The 17,179-nt window shown below is 44.8% G+C and carries 15 protein-coding genes; 6 read left to right on the top strand and 9 right to left on the bottom strand.

The annotated features are described in order from the left end of the window. Nucleotides 1-58: 58 nt before the first annotated feature. A complete protein-coding gene (locus tag DEF47_RS20610) occupies nucleotides 59-1,852 on the bottom strand; it encodes a M3 family oligoendopeptidase (protein ID WP_012189365.1) in 1,794 nt (597 codons plus the stop codon). A gap of 204 nt (nucleotides 1,853-2,056) precedes the next feature. On the opposite strand from DEF47_RS20610, the gene DEF47_RS20605 reads away from it, so the two are divergent. The 3 genes from DEF47_RS20605 to DEF47_RS20595 all read left to right on the top strand — a co-directional run bounded on the left by DEF47_RS20605 (nucleotide 2,057) and on the right by DEF47_RS20595 (nucleotide 5,273). Next, complete coding sequence (locus DEF47_RS20605) at nucleotides 2,057-3,490, top strand: expansin EXLX1 family cellulose-binding protein (RefSeq protein WP_012189366.1); 1,434 nt, start codon at nucleotides 2,057-2,059, stop codon at nucleotides 3,488-3,490. Nucleotides 3,491-3,616: 126 nt separating this feature from the next. Next, nucleotides 3,617-4,639: a hypothetical protein gene (locus tag DEF47_RS20600; protein ID WP_012189367.1), complete on the top strand. Its 1,023-nt coding sequence runs from the start codon at nucleotides 3,617-3,619 to the stop codon at nucleotides 4,637-4,639. Nucleotides 4,640-4,709: 70 nt separating this feature from the next. Continuing rightward, nucleotides 4,710-5,273, top strand: coding sequence for a DUF4256 domain-containing protein (locus DEF47_RS20595; RefSeq protein ID WP_012189368.1), 564 nt, complete (start codon nucleotides 4,710-4,712; stop codon nucleotides 5,271-5,273). Nucleotides 5,274-5,412: 139 nt separating this feature from the next. Here the strand turns inward: DEF47_RS20595 and DEF47_RS20590 are convergent, their stop codons facing one another. Then, nucleotides 5,413-5,934: a hypothetical protein gene (locus DEF47_RS20590; protein WP_012189369.1), complete on the bottom strand. Its 522-nt coding sequence runs from the start codon at nucleotides 5,932-5,934 to the stop codon at nucleotides 5,413-5,415. Nucleotides 5,935-6,034: 100 nt separating this feature from the next. Here DEF47_RS20590 and DEF47_RS20585 point away from each other — a divergent pair, with 100 nt between their 5' ends. After that, nucleotides 6,035-7,606, top strand: a complete 1,572-nt coding sequence (locus DEF47_RS20585; protein ID WP_012189370.1) for a GTPase domain-containing protein — start codon at nucleotides 6,035-6,037, stop codon at nucleotides 7,604-7,606. Between the two features lie 440 nt (nucleotides 7,607-8,046). Here DEF47_RS20585 and DEF47_RS20580 read toward each other — a convergent pair whose 3' ends face one another. From DEF47_RS20580 to DEF47_RS20550, 7 genes are all read right to left on the bottom strand, one after another. After that, nucleotides 8,047-8,214 carry a herpeto-tandem family RiPP gene (locus DEF47_RS20580; RefSeq protein ID WP_012189371.1) on the bottom strand — a complete coding sequence of 56 codons (168 nt, stop codon included), beginning with the start codon at nucleotides 8,212-8,214 and terminating at the stop codon, nucleotides 8,047-8,049. Nucleotides 8,215-8,261: 47 nt separating this feature from the next. Beyond that, nucleotides 8,262-8,432: a herpeto-tandem family RiPP gene (locus DEF47_RS20575; RefSeq protein ID WP_012189372.1), complete on the bottom strand. Its 171-nt coding sequence runs from the start codon at nucleotides 8,430-8,432 to the stop codon at nucleotides 8,262-8,264. 63 nt (nucleotides 8,433-8,495) lie between these two features. Beyond that, nucleotides 8,496-8,654: a herpeto-tandem family RiPP gene (locus DEF47_RS20570; RefSeq protein ID WP_012189373.1), complete on the bottom strand. Its 159-nt coding sequence runs from the start codon at nucleotides 8,652-8,654 to the stop codon at nucleotides 8,496-8,498. Nucleotides 8,655-8,703: 49 nt separating this feature from the next. After that, entirely contained in the window at nucleotides 8,704-8,877 is a 174-nt protein-coding gene (locus DEF47_RS20565) for a herpeto-tandem family RiPP (protein WP_012189374.1), read from the bottom strand. Between the two features lie 49 nt (nucleotides 8,878-8,926). Beyond that, on the bottom strand, nucleotides 8,927-9,115 hold the full coding sequence (locus DEF47_RS20560; RefSeq protein WP_012189375.1) for a herpeto-tandem family RiPP: 189 nt from the start codon (nucleotides 9,113-9,115) through the stop codon (nucleotides 8,927-8,929). Between the two features lie 406 nt (nucleotides 9,116-9,521). Beyond that, the gene (locus DEF47_RS20555) at nucleotides 9,522-11,738 is read right to left on the bottom strand and encodes a peptidase domain-containing ABC transporter (protein ID WP_012189376.1); all 2,217 of its coding nucleotides are present in this window, start codon (nucleotides 11,736-11,738) and stop codon (nucleotides 9,522-9,524) included. Beyond that, on the bottom strand, nucleotides 11,728-12,786 hold the full coding sequence (locus tag DEF47_RS20550) for an MvdC/MvdD family ATP grasp protein (RefSeq protein WP_012189377.1): 1,059 nt from the start codon (nucleotides 12,784-12,786) through the stop codon (nucleotides 11,728-11,730). The genes DEF47_RS20555 and DEF47_RS20550 overlap by 11 nt, the downstream gene beginning before the upstream one ends. Before the next feature lie 920 nt (nucleotides 12,787-13,706). On the opposite strand from DEF47_RS20550, the gene DEF47_RS20545 reads away from it, so the two are divergent. Together DEF47_RS20545 and DEF47_RS20540 are read left to right on the top strand one after the other, a co-directional pair. Then, entirely contained in the window at nucleotides 13,707-15,491 is a 1,785-nt protein-coding gene (locus DEF47_RS20545; RefSeq protein ID WP_287045324.1) for an ABC transporter ATP-binding protein, read from the top strand. A gap of 62 nt (nucleotides 15,492-15,553) precedes the next feature. Next, nucleotides 15,554-17,083, top strand: a complete 1,530-nt coding sequence (locus DEF47_RS20540; protein ID WP_012189379.1) for a leucine-rich repeat domain-containing protein — start codon at nucleotides 15,554-15,556, stop codon at nucleotides 17,081-17,083. Nucleotides 17,084-17,179 lie beyond the last annotated feature (96 nt).

Below are 17,179 nucleotides of genomic sequence, written 5' to 3'. Positions count from 1 at the left end.
TTATTGCAGTTGAGGGCCGCTTCAATTATACCATCGCTTGTTGGATTAAAGATGTATTTTAGGGAATTGGTATCTGTTCAATATCCTCGAGCATTATCTGAATCACATCATACCCACCTTGCCAAAATAGTGGATCAGCAATATTAACCCCGGCCTTAGACAAAATGGCGACAGGATGATCAGAACTTCCAGCCCTCAATATTTCAAAGAAGCGGTCTTTAAAAGAATTTCCTTCTTGGCGATATTGCTGATAGAGCGCTAAAGCAAGCAGTTGTCCAAATGCATAACTATACATATAGAATGGATAATGGAAGAGATGGAAAATTAATGTCCACTCCCAGCGCATTGCATCAGGAATGTCAATGGTATCACCAAATTCCTCTCTGACCGTATCAAGATAGGCTTGGGCAACATCGTCAATCGAAGCACCCTGCTGAATCAAATCATGGGCTGTGCATTCAAAAAAGGTAAAATAGATTTGACGATGGAGAAAGGCAAAAGAATCGTTCAACTGTTTAAATCGTAACCCAATCCGTACCTCAGGATCATGGGTTTGTTGTAAGAGATGATCGGCAAAAAGTAACTCACAAAACAATGCTCCAACTTCAGCAAGGGGAATTGATGGAGCATATTGCAATACCGATTGGTGTTCAGCGAGCATGCCATGAATAGCATGCCCAAACTCATGTATGAGGGCAGCAATGTCATCGACGCGACCATTAAAGTCAATCTGAACCCATGGAGTTATCGTAGGTCCAAAATCTAAACACCAACAACCACGACGCTTACCACTCCGCACTTCACTATCCACATGATTTGCTTGAAAAATGCGATGCGCAAGCTGGTAAAAAAGCGGATCAAAGGACTCAAAGGTTGCAAGTGTCATCTCAACCGCTTGTTTCCAGGTATAGGATTGTTTCTTGGTAATAATCGGGGCCGCTAAATCACAACGGCGCATTCGTTCCATTCCAAGCCAACGTGCTTTTAATCGGAAGTAGCGGTGAAAGAGTGGGGTATTGGTGCGGCAAACGCGAAAGAGGGTTTCAATCAGCGCGTCGGGGATATCATTCATCTGATTTCGTACCGCTAAGGGACTGCTATAACGACGCAGTTCAATATATTCTTGATACCAATCCTGCACGAGGGTGAAATAAATACGACCAAGCAGCGAGGCATCTTGGCTGTAAACGCGGTACAGCTCAACAAAAGCACGATCGCGAACAGCAGGATCAGGATGCGATGCATAGCCCCAAATACCACTATCAGTTAAGTGGTGAATCTGTCCATCGGCTTCTAAGGTAAAGCTATACCGACTCGTTATCGCATCGTACAAGGCACGAAGCGCTGTGACACCAGTACTGTTCTTGAGATTAATAGCTTGCTCGACAGGTTCTGGCAGCGTGTGGATAACAGCACTTCGCATCTGTCGCAACCAATAGGCGTACTGGGGGATGTCTCCAAGAATCGATGCAGCCACATCCTCAGGCAAATTCTTCCACCATAGGGGAAAAAAAAGTGTTTTATTCGTTGCTTTTGTAATCACAATATCAATCAGGGTTGCGCATGCTTGGGCATGCGGATTTTGCGTATCCTCTGCTATCCAAAGCTCGGCATACCCGCTAAGTCGTTTTATGAAGGTGGTAATCGTTTCAAAATCGCGAATAGCTTGGAGCACCGCCTCGGACGAAAGGGACTTATCGAGGGATGAACGCAGGAGTTCGAATTGTGCCACACAACGATCAAGATCGGCAATTGTTTGCTGATACGATTGGTATGTATTCGTTTCAGTATCGGTTGGTAGAATATCGTCTCGTATCCAACGGGCTACAAGAAAACTTTGGGTGGTATTCATAATCTGCTAATCCTCTGTCTTGTGCTTATTTCATACCTTTATAGAACAAGTCGTGCTCGATGGCAATCGTAAGATGTTGATCTCAAATCTTGACTTTTGTAAAAAATTGCTTAAAGTGTGTTTGTAATTTCATTGAACTTATTAATGCGAACTAGCTTGAAATGAAATCACAGCAATGTTTTACCCGAGTTTTGGAGGATTTTTATGGCTTGGCGTAAAGGCACTTTTTTCAGCTTTGGTTTAATCTTGAGTTTATTGTTAACCTCAGCGCTATTTGTTGCCCAAGGCAGCGCCCAACGTATGCAAACGATTGCTGATCCATGGGCGTTGCGTAGCGGGCGGGCAACGTTTTATGATCCAACGGTAGGTATGGGTAATTGTAGTTTGCCAGTGCCCAGCGATATGCTTTTGGCAGCCATGAATACGACCGATTATGGCTTGGCCGATTATTGCGGAGCCTATGTGACGGTCAATGGGCCACGGGGCAGCGTTACGGTAAAAATTATTGATCGTTGCCCTGGCTGTGTGGTGGGCGGGATCGATCTTAGCCCGCAGGCTTTTGAGCGAATTGCAGCGCTTGAGGCGGGGAATGTACCAATTACTTGGCAATTGATCAGCGCACCAAATGTCAGTGGCAACGTTATCTACAACTATAAAGAAGGCAGTAGCCAATGGTGGGCTGGCGTACAAGTCCGCAATCATCGTAATGCAATTGCCAAGTTTGAATATCGCAATCCTCAGGGTATTTTCCAGAATGTTGATCGCGTCCAGTATAATTATTTTCTGGTGCCAGGTGGAATGGGCACTGGCCCCTTTACCTTTCGCCTGACTGATGTTTATGGCAATGTCTTTACCGATAATACTATTCCATTGCGCTCAGAGGGTGATGTCGCCGGAAATCAACAGTTTCCTTTTGTGCCAACGCCTGGCAGTACGCCGACCGCCAGCCCAACCCGCACCGCCAGCCCAACCGTGGTTAGCCCAACTACTCGGCCTGACCAAACCATTATGAATGCTTCATCGACTGAAGCTGGCGGTAGCACGCACTATGCGCTTGATGGCAACCTCAACACCCGATGGAGTAGTGGCTTACCACAGGCAGCTGGTCAATGGATTTATATCGGTTTGCCGCGGGTTACGCCTATCTCAGGCATTAAACTTGATGCAGGCAGTTCAGGTGGCGATTATCCAGCAGGGTTTATTGTTCAAACTCGCGACGACACCAGCGATTGGGCAACTGTGGCGACAGGAAGCGGCTCAAGCCAAATCACAACCATCAACTTTGCTGCTCGGAATGCTCGCTATGTTCGCATTGAGCTAACTGCTCGTTCGGCTAATTGGTGGTCGATTCATGAATTGACGGTGATATTCGCTGCTCAACCTGCGACGCTTACCCCAACGATTTTGCCGCCGACAAACACAATTGTGCCTGCCACCGTCACCCCAACCCTTGTGCCAACCATGGCTCCACCGCCATTGACTGCCACCCCAACCCTGAGTGCTTGGCAAGCCTATACTAATTATAGCGTTGGCAGCCTTGTACAGCACAATGGTATTAACTATCGTTGTATTCAAGCCCATACTTCGTTACCAGGTTGGGAGCCACAGATCGTTCCAGCACTTTGGCAACCACTTTAAGCTGAATCGAGCCGTGATCATGATCGCGGCTCGACGCATTCTATGCTGCCATGCTGGTTGCTATCCCAAATTTGCACTTTTAACGTATACTGGTGCGCGTGCAATTGTTCACATGGGAGGCGACCAGTGCCAAGTAAAATTGACCCTAATGATTGGGATGCAAACTTTTCGGCCAAGGGGCCGCGTCAACAAGGCCCACTCGGTGTTTTACTCCAAACCTTGTTAGTGCTTGGGATTGCTGGTGGATTAGGCTATGGGGTTTGGTTGCTTAATGAAACTATGAGTGAGCAAAATGCTGCAAATGCTGCTACGGCTACGGCAGTTGCTCCAACGATATTTGCGCGGGCCACCCAACGCTCAATCCAAGCAACCCAAGATGCGATTCCAACCGCGACCCCTAACTTGCCAATTGGGCGTTCGCTGGCAACCTCGGGGCTACGATTTGAGCCAAATGAACGCTCTCAATCCAAAGGTAATGTCAATCCAAATGATAGCCTGCAATATATCGAATCACGTGAGGTTGGTGGGGTGCTTTGGTGGAATGTGCGCTTGTTTGAACGAGCAAACATGGATTTGCCCGCAGCCGAGTTAGGTACCAGTGGTTGGGTTTTGGCTACGACTGTGACTGAACCAAGCGCACCTCCGCCGGTTGTCGCCGATTCAACCGCTGTTCCAGCTGGCCCTGTCGATTTACCAACTACGCCAATTGATCCAAGTAGCGTGATTTTAACCCGCAACGCGAACACCAATATGAGTGTTTCACACCCCCAAGCCTGGACAGAATATGTGATTGGCGAAAACCTTGCTGTTTTTTTCTCAACCGCAGTCGATGGCGAGCAAGGCATCTTGGCGAATAAAGTGATTGGTAAAAACAACGATGTAGCTGGCATTCAAGCGGCTATCGAAGAGACCATAAATATCCTAGCAGCACCCAATAGCCAACGTGAATATGCTATTAATGCGTCGGAAGGAACGGTTAAGTTTGTGCGGGTTGTGCGTGGTCAGGAGGCTAAAATTCAGGCGTTCGTTACGGTTAAGCCTGGCCCAGGTGGTAGTTTAGGCGTGATTGTCGGCTTTGTGCCCGAATCAGGCTTTGCTGCCAACCAAGCTATTTTGCAACAAATGACCCGTAGCGCAATTATTCAATAACCAGATTGTTGGTGGTATGGCTCAACTTGCATAGCACCAACAATCCTTGCTCTTGCCGGAGGTCATGTTAATGGACCACGAAAAAATATTGTTGCCTGAGCAGCGCGAAATGCTCATCACCGATTTGCAGGTACGATTTAGTCAACATATGTCGCGCCATGTTGGGCTTGAATGGGCCAAAATTCAAGCAAAACTCGAGCAACAGCCCGCCAAACTGTGGTCACTTGCTGAAATGGAGCGAACCGGCGGCGAGCCAGATGTGCTTGCTTACGATCCTCAGTCTGACAGCTATCTGTTTTTTGATTGTGCTGCTGAAAGTCCGGCTGGTCGGCGGAGCGCCTGTTATGACCGTGCGGCCCAAACATCGCGTAAGGCGCATCCACCTGCGCACAATGCCCTCGATCTGGCGCTCGCAATGGGTATCGAGCTGTTGACTGAAGCTGATTATCGCCGCTTACAAACCTTTGGCGCATTTGATACCAAAACATCAAGTTGGTTGCACACACCTAGCGAAATTCGTAGCCTTGGCGGCGCAATTTTTGGCGATCGACGCTACAACCAAGTGTTTGTCTATCACAATGGCGCTGATTCGTACTACGCGGCGCGTGGGTTTCGTGGCTTGTTGCGAGTTTGATAACTGGATCATACTGGCGCAAGTTTGGTGCGTTGCAATAGGTTCGGCAAGCCCATAGTTACACGCTGTGGGCTTGCTAGATTAAGTGAGTACTCGTCATTATTGTTGGCTGGAGAAAACAATCGGCGCGATCAGCACATCAATAGATTTTGGGGAAAACAATCGGCGCGATCAGTGGATCGGCTTTAAGCCACGCATCAATAGATTTTTCGGTAAAGCTTATGGTTGTAAGCTCGCGTTGTTGTTGTTGCACCTGGATTACACCATTTTCAGGATGGATAACAACCAGATTGCCTGCTTCAGGAATACGATAACTGGTTTCGTTAATAATTAATTCGGCGGACTTTCCATCATCGGTTACAATTCGCCATACAACGATCGTTCCATCATTAAAGACGATGCGACACTGATTTATTGCTGTGGTGCCCTTGAGCTCCATGCTTGATTCACAGTCTTCCTTCTGGTAAGCGCCGTCATAAACCATCAGCACCCGCATCCCAGCCTGCCAATCCAGAAAATTATAACCACTGATATTGGTATTTGATGTAATCGAGTTGCCTGCTGCATAGCTTATTTTTTGCGGACTACCACAACCAGTTAACAACAAAACCCCTGCCAGTCCTGCACCAACCCAATTCCAACTTAAGCGTTTCTGTTGCATTCCAAACCTCCAAATAGTACCATTCAGCATTGCTTTAGACGTTCTAGATTGGGGATGGGTTACAATACCATGAAGGGTCGTTGATATGTGAGGACGCAGTATGGCACACCCAATTTTAGTGCTTGGCAATGTTCGATCAGGTCGCCATAGTCTGATTCAGGCCTTAATTCAAGCAAAACAACCTGTAGAACAACCTGTTGCACTGATCTATGAACCAAATAATCGTACCCGTGCCCAGTTTGGTTTTGAGGGACATACGATCACATTTGAATGGATAACCAATTATGCCCTTGAGCCTGAGGATGAACTTGAAGCCTTCGTGCAACGCCCTTGCGTTGGGGTGATTTATTGTATCGAGCCAGGCCACGATCGTGATCATTGGTTGATGGTTCCACCAATGAGCCAAGCTCGCCAGTTAGTCGATTTTGTTAAATCTTTTTGGCAATCTAATAAAGCTTGGGATACGTTGCCATGGTTGTGGGTGCTCACGAAATCTGATCTTGCAAGCGCGAATTTGCTAGCGCCATTGATGGCCAAAATTGATCCATATGGACAGCCACAGCAACCTATTTGCTGTTCGGCCTTGGATGCGCACAGTTTTGAGCCAATTTATGCTTGGCTGAGGACGATTGTTCAAACTTGCCCAACCTGCATTGATCAACTTCAACCATTAGCTGAATTTCGTGCACATATTCCAGCTTTACCCTTGCCGATCAACTGGCATGCAGTGCCAAGCTATCCCAAACTGAATCTAGCAATAATGGCAATCGTGCGGCAAGCCTTGCCGCCTGTGTGGCAAATTAGCGAGTATTTGCCACAACTCGGTTTACATATAAAAATTGAAATCGCTGGCATGGCTATCAATCAAGCCGAAATTCAGCCTTGGATTGGTGAAGAGTTACCCTGTTATCTTGATTGGACAACTCCAATCGAGCCACAGATCTTGGAAATTCCACCACCGAATCACTCAATTATGCTTAGCTTGAAGCCCAATCAATTGGAAGTGATTCCGATGGATGTTCCTACCAGTTTGCTTAAAACAATTCATAGTTTAGGTGCGAGTCGGCCCGTTTTAGCATTATTGATTGATCAACAAACGACAAACGTCTTTTGGGTTTGTCTAAATGATTATATTGATAAAATTAGTTTGCCAGCCCAAGCTGGCCAATTTAATCATTCAATCCATACAACAATCTTTATTCCGACTAAAAATCGCCTAGAACATAATGATCTGACAATCGATATTTTAGGATTTTATGCCAAACGCGCTAAACTATTGGCAGCATTTTCAGTGTTTCGGGAACAAAAAGCTAGATTAGACTATTTGAAAGATGCTGAATTAATCAACCAAGCGCAAATTTTTGCCCGAATGAACATTCACTATGATTTCTGGCAAAGCTGCCGCCTATGGAAACCAATTATTCAAATTTATCATAAACTTGTACATCTGGCAGATCATGGCTTTACTGATCCAAAAATGCATAAGAAAGCCCAAAAACATCAACATTATGATGAATCAATTTGGGAATCAGAATGGGCTGAAAAACCAGTTAAACTAGTTGATTCAATAACTTATAGTGGCATTATTTTTTGCTGGCTGGATATGCAACAACTAGCGGCAAGTTATGAAATGCATTGCCGTTGTTGGTTCCTGCCAACATTTTCAGGATAAAGGATATTCAATGGTTATTGTCTGCGATAATCTCCGTGATTTTGCAATTCAGGCTCAATATTTGATTTTTTAAATTCAAGTATCGTTATAGAAATGCTTGATTTAATTGCGGCGTGAACGAATCTTAGCTCGAAAAAACGCTACGATTTTCCGGATCGTGCTTATGATTTACCAAGGTTAATTGGAATTCATCGAGCATTAGGCCATCAATGCTATACAATTGAGTTTTTTGATATTAATCAAACAGTTCTATTATTTCGTAAATGTAATTGGTGGGATAAACCATGGAAACGCTATGATTCCATTCGAGAATTACTGAAAAGCCAAGCTTGGTCTTTATATGATTATAGCTAAATTGAATCGATACTAAAGCAAAACGAGCCATGGGTTTCCATGGCTCGCTTGATTGCTGGAATGTACCAAATTAATCCTAATGAGGATTAAGGAATATCGTAGCCTTGATCGCTATCATCGCAGCTAGTGCCTGAGTAGCCATCGATTGGCATCAGACAACCTACAACGTCGTTAATTTCAGCAGCTTCTTCTTCGAGGTAGGTCAGGCCAAAAATAGCTGGCAGTTCTTCAGTTTTGATGTTCTCGAATTCCATCAAGGTCACTCCTTATACACACAATCTAAATTTGTTGGCTAGCGAAATTAAGGAATTTGAGTGCCTGGAGGCATATCGCTATCATCGCAGCCGGTGCCTGAGTAGCCATCGACCACAAAACAACCAACAACATCGTCAATTTCAGCAGCTTCTTCTTCGAGATATGTCAGGCCGAAGATCATTGGCGTTTCGTTGATTTGGGTGGTTTCAAATTCCATGAACGTCACTCCTTTACACACAATTACACACAATTATTGATAGCAGAAAGAATCAAGCTTGAATTAAGGAATTGCGTCAATATCATCGCAACTTGTGCCTGAATAGCCATCGATTGGCATCAAGCAGCCAACGACATCATCGATTTCGGCAGCTTCTTCTTCAAGATAGGTTAGGCCAAAAATTACTGGTAGTTCTTCAGTTTTAATGTTTTCAAATTCCATCAGAATAACTCCTTTGAATAGAATTAATTACGAAATGTTGAATATGAGGTTATGGGATTAAATAACCACCATCTGAATCGTCGCAACCAGTTACGGTATAACCTTCGCCATCAATTGGCATCAAACAACCAACAACATCGTTAATTTCGGCAGCTTCTTCTTCGAGGTAGGTTAGGCCGAAAATAATGGGCAGTTCTTCAGTTTTGATAGTATTGAATTCCATAAGTGTTACTCCTTTAGCAAATGAGCTACAGCCATACAATCTGAATCGATTAGGGAATCATTTCGCCTGGATTGCCGCCATCAGAATCATCGCAACCAGTCACGGTATAGCCTTCGCCATCAATTGGCATCAAACAACCAACGACATCGTTAATTTCGGCAGCTTCTTCTTCGAGGTAGGTCAAGCCAAAAATAATCACATCTTCGGTCTTTTCTACCAGCATTGTACGATCACGCATTGTTGATACTCCTCAAGTTAGTTTGATTAATTATTGAACAATAGATTCTTGTTCAATTCCAGCAATGAGCATGATTATAGAAATATTTCTGTATATGTCAAGATTAATTTATGTATTTTTGTTACTTTATAATCATATTTACTTTTATAAAATTACTTGTATTATTAAATGAGTATATCCAAAAATAGCTTAATTGATTGATAATTGCTACTTATTGGTAGTAATAGAATTTAATTGTTCATTTAATCAAAGTACTCTTAAGTTTACACACTATCAGGCTTAATTATTGATAGCGAGTTAAAATCTGTACCATCCTTACTTGATGATATTTGACCGATAGCAATGTTAGGCGCATTCAACCTGCCTGCTACCTTGAAGCTAAGGTAGCAGGCTACGCAGTAACTTCCTAGGCCGCGAGTTGGTTCAAATGGGTTTCAGGCATGACAATTGGCTCGGGAGCGGGCTTGGTAATCTGGCCTTTGATCAAGTTGTAATAATGGCCAGCTTGGGCTACAAGTTGGTCATGGCTGCCCGATTCGATAATTTCGCCATTCTCCATCACCAAAATGCGGTCGGCCCGTAAAATGGTGCTCAGACGATGGGCAATCACCACGGTGGTGCGACCAGCCCGATTATCTTCGAGGGCTTGTAAAAACCCTTGTTCGGTGGCGCTATCCAAGTTGCTGGTAGCTTCATCGAGAATTAAAATCGGTGCATTTTTGAGCAATGCGCGGGCAAGCGTTATGCGTTGGCCTTGACCAGAAGAGAAATTATCACCACCACGTGCCACTTGCGATTCGTAGCCATACATTTGGCCTGCAATAAATTCATCGGCCTGAGCAATTTTGGCGGCATTGCGAATTAATTCTAAATCGGTATCACGCATCAGGGTGATGTTATCGCGAATTGATTGTTGCAGCAGCCGCGTATTTTGAAAGACGGCACTAATTGAGCGTCGTAATTCATCGGGGTCGATATTGCGCGTGCTAATGCCATCAATTAATACATCGCCGTGGGTTGGGAGATAAAAACCTGCGATCAAATTAGCCAACGAGGTTTTACCTGAGCCAGTTTCACCAACAATTGCTACAGTTTCGCCAGGCTTGATTTCAAAATTGAGCTTTTTTAGCACCATTTTGTTGCGCATATAGGCAAAATGCACATCATTGAACTTAATTTCGCCCTTGACTTCAGCTAATGCGATTGGTTCGCTGGTTCGTGAAGCTTCGTCTGGTAAGGTGGTAATTTCATCCATCCGTTCAATGCCCAATAACGCTGTGCGCAGATTGAGAATTGTGGCAGGTAAACGCTGGATTGGTTGGAGATAAAATGCGACCATTCCAAACAAAACAACTAACTCACCTGGAGTCATGCGCCCAGCAAATACTTGGCTACTGCCGTACCATAAAATTGAAGCAGTAATTAATGAGGTTGCTAAAACGCTCCATGCGCTGGGCAGGGCGATATTAATTCGGCTATCCATACGAGATTTTGTGAAATTAGCCAATTTTTCGTTGAGTAAAGCTTTATATTGTTCTTCTGCGCCAAAAACCTTGATTGTTCGTACACAATCAAATACATCGACCATCTGCGAGGTGAATTCTTCCATCCGAATGATTGCGGCTAATTGAGCGTTATACACCCGATCATTCAACGCGAATAAGACAAACCAAACAAGTGGTAAGGCAGCTGCTGCGATCAAGGCCGCAATTGGGTTATAGAATGCGATAATGCCTAATGCAGTTACAAACATTGCTACATCGGCCAAAATCGTAATCAATCCTTCAGAAAGCGCTAATTGCACCCCATCGGCTTGGGTAACCCGCAACACCAGTCCAGGGATACAACGAACATCAAATACTTTCATTGGTAGGCGTAACAGACGATCAATATACTGAGCTGAATAGGCTTGGTGGACATGCTGCCCAACCTTGGCACTAAGCCATAAACGCCCAAATTGGAGTGTCGATTGGAAAACACTGACCAAAATTAACCCTAGACCTAAGGCAAAAAGTAATGCTTGATCACGATTTGGGATAATCGAATCGATCAATATTTGCATAAAAAACGAGGTTACCCAGCCTAACGAGGTTGCTAGCAAGGCGAAGAAGAGCACAATTCCTAACATAAGTTTATGTTGGCGGGCGAGCTGCAACAGGGTTTTGAAGGGCTTAACATCGATCTCGCGAGGTTTGAGCGCTGCGGTAGGCTTAAATTCAACTAAATAACCACTCCACATGGCCTCAAATTCAGCTTTGCTGAGCGTGCGCAGACCACGGCTAGGGTCTAGCACAACCACTGAGGTTGGCGACCATTTATGGATAACCACATAATGGCCTTCGCCACCCTTGAGGTGGGCAATCGCTGGCAATTGGATATGTTGCAATGCGCTATAAATCGCTTGAGCAGGCCGTGATTCAAGCCCAATTGCGCGGCCTCCATCACGCAAACCTGCCAAACTTGTACCATTGCGATCGGCTCCAACCAAAGACCGTGCTTGCTCCAAGGTAATTCGATGCTTGTAGAAATGCGCTACTGATGCAAAAACCGAGGGGCCGCAATCGCGGCCTTCTGAAGCACGAATCCATGGTAAGCGGCGGTAAATTAACGTCTTACTGAGCATTAACAGCCTCCTGAGCCAACGGAATTGGATAATCAATGCTGGCAGCTTGTAACATTGCTGCAAAATGTTCATAAATTGGCATACCTGTCAGGCGATCAATCCAATCGAATTGGCCGTTGGGGTTGATTTCGAGAAAAATATGCTCGCCTTCGGGGGTGACAATCATATCGATGCTGCCAAACACCAGCTGGAGCCGATCCATATAGGTGCGAACCTTGGCGGCCAAATCATCGGGTAATGCATAGATTTGATGCGGAGTGTTAGGTATATCGTAGCGTCGCCAGTCTTCGCGAGCACGTTCGCTGCTTTGTGAATGAATTGCACAGCTAAAAATTTCGCGACCAACGACGACAATCCGTAATTCAAAGGCTTTTTCAACGTAGGGTTGGAAAATACCAGGGGTGGGAACTGCATTGCGAGCATTGCTGAAGTGTTGCTTAGAAACCCGATTCGTCAATAATTTGGCAATTTTGCTTGGTTCTTGATCTTTTGGTGGAATCATCTTGAAAAATGGACGGAATGGCTTATAAATTATTGAATCAGCATGTTGCTCATAGAAATCTTGGGCATATGGCAGATGCGCTGTAAATAATGTATCTGGAATTTTAAAGCCAATATCAGCGGCTGTCCATAATTGACCGCATTTTTCTTCAAATGCTTCGTGAAATGGTGGTGGATTGACACAGAAAATGTTATGACATTTGAGCGCTAAAACGATACCTTTATATAACGCACCCCATTCGCTAGAAAAGAAATTCCATTCATCAGTTTGTTTGGCTAGTTGCTGATAGCGTTCAAGCAGTGGCTCTGGTCGCCAGCTACGCCAAATCCATGCAGCGCTGACATCAGTTGCAAAGTTTATTTCACGCTCACCTAAGCGCAAAATTGCCTGAGCGTGGCCATCAGCACTCTGATTGATTCGGAATGAGGCATTTTGTTCCATAACCTCTTGGCTTAAGACCACAACCTCTTGACCTTGGGCCTCTAAAAGCTCACGGACACTAACCACAGTCGTATCGGTTAAAAGCTTGGTAATGATTAAGATCACTGATGACTCCTTGCTAAATTGTAGCGCCACATGAATTTTTTGAGAGGATTCGATATGTTGGGTATAGCAAAGCTTAGCTAAGCTGGCTGCTGGAACTTAATCTAGCCAGAGGCTAAATTTTTGCCAAACTTAACTACACTGCATACCTATCGAGCATGCAATTCAAACTATTATGATGAATAGCTATAAAGAATCTTATCAAGCCTTGATTAACGACTTGAATTGATCAGGAATGACTTGATTAAATATATCTGAACTGATACCAATTCAGATAATTTAACGAGACACCTAGCCGAACATCCATCCGATTTATTGATTAAGGATTGTGTGATTTGGCAAGATTTGCCAAGGGTTTACTGGTCGATTTAGGAATGTGAATGAGGGAGAGCTGGCTGATTCCTAAATATATCGATCAGGTGATGTTTTCGCTTGTGGCAACCAAATATCGCTTTTGGCAAAGCAAATGCAACTTATGGGAGCACCCACAAGGTTACGATGGTTTATTTGCCACAATTGAGTTGGGATTACCGTGTAGAGGACTAGAAAGTAGGTAGGACTACGGTATGGAGGGCATCATAACAAGAACTTGTAATAATGTCAACTTTTTATCAAAAAAACGACATATCCTAATAGTAGAGCAGATTTTTAATCTTTTTTTAGCTACTTTAAGGAAATTTGGTAAATAAAGCATTAAAAAATGGTTACTTAAACCGATCAACCATGAATATTAAGTTATTTATCATGAGGTTAGCTGGTTAAGCTGCCAACGTTAATCTATTTTGGTCGTGCTGATGTTGGCTAAAAACATGCTCGCCGCCTGCCAACCTGGGTGCTATGCGAATTTTTACATATGCGGTAGACTAGGGTTACGCAATGTCGCGCCGATCATTGTTTTGCAAACGTAGGGTATCGCTATGCCGATGACCAATCAATCTCTTGCCGCCCGCCGTTCATCTGCCGCAGCCAAATCAACTGCTCAAAATCCCATGCGCCTTTTATTAACCTTATATCGTGAGGATTGGGGTAAATTAGCGCTGGCTAGCCTGATCTATATTGTTAAACATAGTCCAGTTTGGATTATGCCGCTAATTACTGCCGATATTATTAATATTATTGCCAGTCAAGGCCAAATCGGGCTTGGGCGTTTATGGTTTGATGGATTTTTGTTGTTAATTGTGTTATTGCAGAATATTCCAACTCAGTATGTTTATATTCGCTTGCTAAGCCGCGCAATTCGCCGTATGGAAAGCAAATTGCGTTCGATGTTAGCGCAGCAGCTTCAATTAATTTCAATTGGTTTTTACAATCAACGTAGTAGCGGCGTGTTGCAGGCCAAGGTACTGCGCGATGTTGAAATTATCGAGCAATTAACCCGCAATGTGTTTCAGAGTTTCCCTGCGGCAATTTTAAATTTGCTGGCAGCAATTATTGTGGTGGCCTTTCGTTCACCATGGTTTTTAGTCTTTTTTGTGGCAACTGTGCCGCTCGCAGCAATTGTGTTGCGTACCACTCGTAATCCCATTCAATCGAGCAATAGCGCCTTTCGTCATCAAGTTGAGCGTTTGGCAGCACGCTTGAGCGAAATGATCCAACTGATTCCGATTACTCGTGCTCATGCCGCCGAAGAAGAAGAAATGCGCAAACTTGATCGGCGCTTGGTGCAATTTCAACATGCTGGGTTGCGCCTCGATGCGGTCAATTCACTATTTGGGGCGGCTTCATGGGTCAGCTTCAATCTGTTCAATGGCTTGTGTTTAGTCGTTGCTGCTTGGGCTTGCTACACCCAATTTTTGCCCTTGGCTGTGGGCGATGTGGTTTTGATGACCAGCTATTTCTCAATTTTGACTGGCGCAGTGATGGAATTAGCCAACCTTGCACCCCAAATTAGCAAAGGCTTGGAATCGGTCCAGTCGGTCAGCGAAATTCTGGATAACGATGATATTGAGGATAACGAAGGCAAACAACGCCTCAATCAAGTTGCTGGGCATTTTCAATTTAATAATGTGCATTTCAGCTACCCTGATACCCAACGTTCATCGCTCTACGACCTGACGTTGGAAGTGCAGCCAGGCGAAACAATTGCCTTCGTCGGCCCATCGGGTTCGGGTAAATCGACCTTGCTTAATTTGGTAATTGGCTTTTTGCAACCCAGCGCTGGCAACATTTTGCTTGATGGTCATGATCTACAAACGCTTGATTTGCGCAGCTATCGCCGCCATATCTCGGTTGTTTCGCAAGAAACCTTGCTCTTCGATGGTTCGGTGCGCGACAATATTTGTTATGGTTTGAATGATGTGAGCGAAGCGACGATTGAGCAAGCCTTGCGCGATGCCAATGCCTTGGAGTTTGTGCTCGACATGCCCGATGGCCTCGATACGATCATTGGCGAACGTGGCACGCGGCTTTCGGGTGGCCAACGCCAGCGCTTAGCAATTGCGCGAGCCTTGATTCGCAACCCACGGGTTTTGATTTTGGATGAAGCAACGTCGGCGCTCGATAGCATCTCGGAAGGCTTAATTCAAGAGGCCTTAGAACGCTTGATGCAAGGCCGTACTACCTTTGTGGTTGCTCACCGCCTTTCGACCGTGCGCAACGCTGATCGGATTGTGGTAATTGAGCATGGCCAAATTGTTGAGGTTGGTAGTCATCAAACCTTAATTGCCCAACACGGAGCCTACGCCCAGTTGCAAGCCTTGCAAGCCTAAATAATCGCACCGCGCCCTGCAATCAAGGCCATTGCGGGGCGCATAAATTAAATGAGGGAAGCATGACCGAAGATTTCCTCCGCTACAATGATTGGCCCTTGGTTTTAGCAACTGCCCGTGACGAGCAATGGACGAACTTATTGCTGAGCTGTTGTCCACTTGAAACAAACCCTGAACTTCTGAATCTCCTGGGCCAATGTCATAGCCTGAATAGCCTTGGTTTATTTCAGTGTAAGTTAACCGAAGTACCAACAGTATTACGCCAGTTACCACTAAAGGTATTAAGCTTGAGTTGTAATAACTTACGCCAGTTACCCGATTGGTTAATTGAATTGCCGCTCGTTGAATTGTCGCTTTTTGGTTGCCCTCACGTTGAATTGCCAGCAAATTTTGATCAAAGCTCAATCGAAATCCTCGATCTAAGCTCCAACGAAATGACCGAGTTGCCAGCTATTGTTAGGCGCATGCCGAAATTGAAACAGCTTTTGTTGCGGGAGAATCATTTTCAGAGCATTCCCCGCCTGATTGCCGATACTGCCATCGAACGGCTTGACTTGGCTGAAAACCCAATTCGCGATTTTCGTTTGCTTCCTGCTACCCGCTTACGCATTTTGAATCTTAGCAACACTGGATTGACAATGCTGCCGATCGAGTTGCGTCAGCACCCACTCCAAGAGCTTGATCTTTCGAGGCTTGATGATTTACATATTCCACCCTGGTTCGCAGAACTAAGCAGTCTTCGCATTTTAAATTTATTCTATAGCAACTTCTCTGAGCCAGAACTGCATCTGCCAACAAACTTGGCTGCTGTTTGGATGCAACATTGCAACTTAACCTCTATTCCTCAGGCGATTCAATCCAACCCGCAATTACGCTCGCTCAACCTTAGTGAAAACAATTTTGCCGATGCTGAGTTGGTGGTCAATGGCCCATGCGAATTTATCAACTTATCGGAATCATCGTTAGGTGAGCTTATTTTAGCCGATCACGCTCTATCAAGCCTTAAGAGTCTTGATCTTCAAATGGCAAACGTTAAGCAGGTTCGGAATTTAGCGAAGTGTCGAAATTTAGGCGGATTGCGTTGCGTTGATGCCTATTTACTTGCAATGCCCACTACGCCTGAGTGGCTGAAGAGTCTTCGTTACTTGTGGCTCAATGGCGACTTTTCTAACGAACATATTCCGTCGTGGTTTTGGCAGCTTGAGCAACTCCAATCACTCCATTTGCAATCGCCAGATTGGACACTGCTTGACCCGCGGATTGGTCAATTGAGTGAACTCCAAGATTTGTCAATTTATAGTACACGGTTTGAGCATGTTCCAATCAGTTTATTACAATTAACCAAATTGCATAGGCTACAGCTGCATCTTGCAGATCCAAGCCATTTTAATTGGCTAGCAAGTTTGCCAGCATTACACGAGTTGGGTTCGTATCCTTATGGTCAGAAACCACCGTTGGCGATTCAAGCACGAGCTGCTGACGCAGATTTTCGTTATCATAACCAATTTGCAGAGAGTAACGATGACGACGGGTTGTATCCTCATGCTGATTTGGCTTGGCTTGATCGGTATTTTCCCCAAAACGATCGTTAAAAACCAACAGCGTAGCAACCCTAAACCCTTTAGTATGGCTACGCTATATGTTTCCACATCGGTGGAGTGTGTTCTTTCTGATTTCGTTGAAAGAAC

Source organism: Herpetosiphon sp., from assembly GCF_003512625.1.
Lineage (GTDB): Bacteria > Chloroflexota > Chloroflexia > Chloroflexales > Herpetosiphonaceae > Herpetosiphon > Herpetosiphon aurantiacus.
Note: the sequence above shows the minus strand (reverse complement) of the source record. Positions and strands in the feature narration are given on the sequence as shown.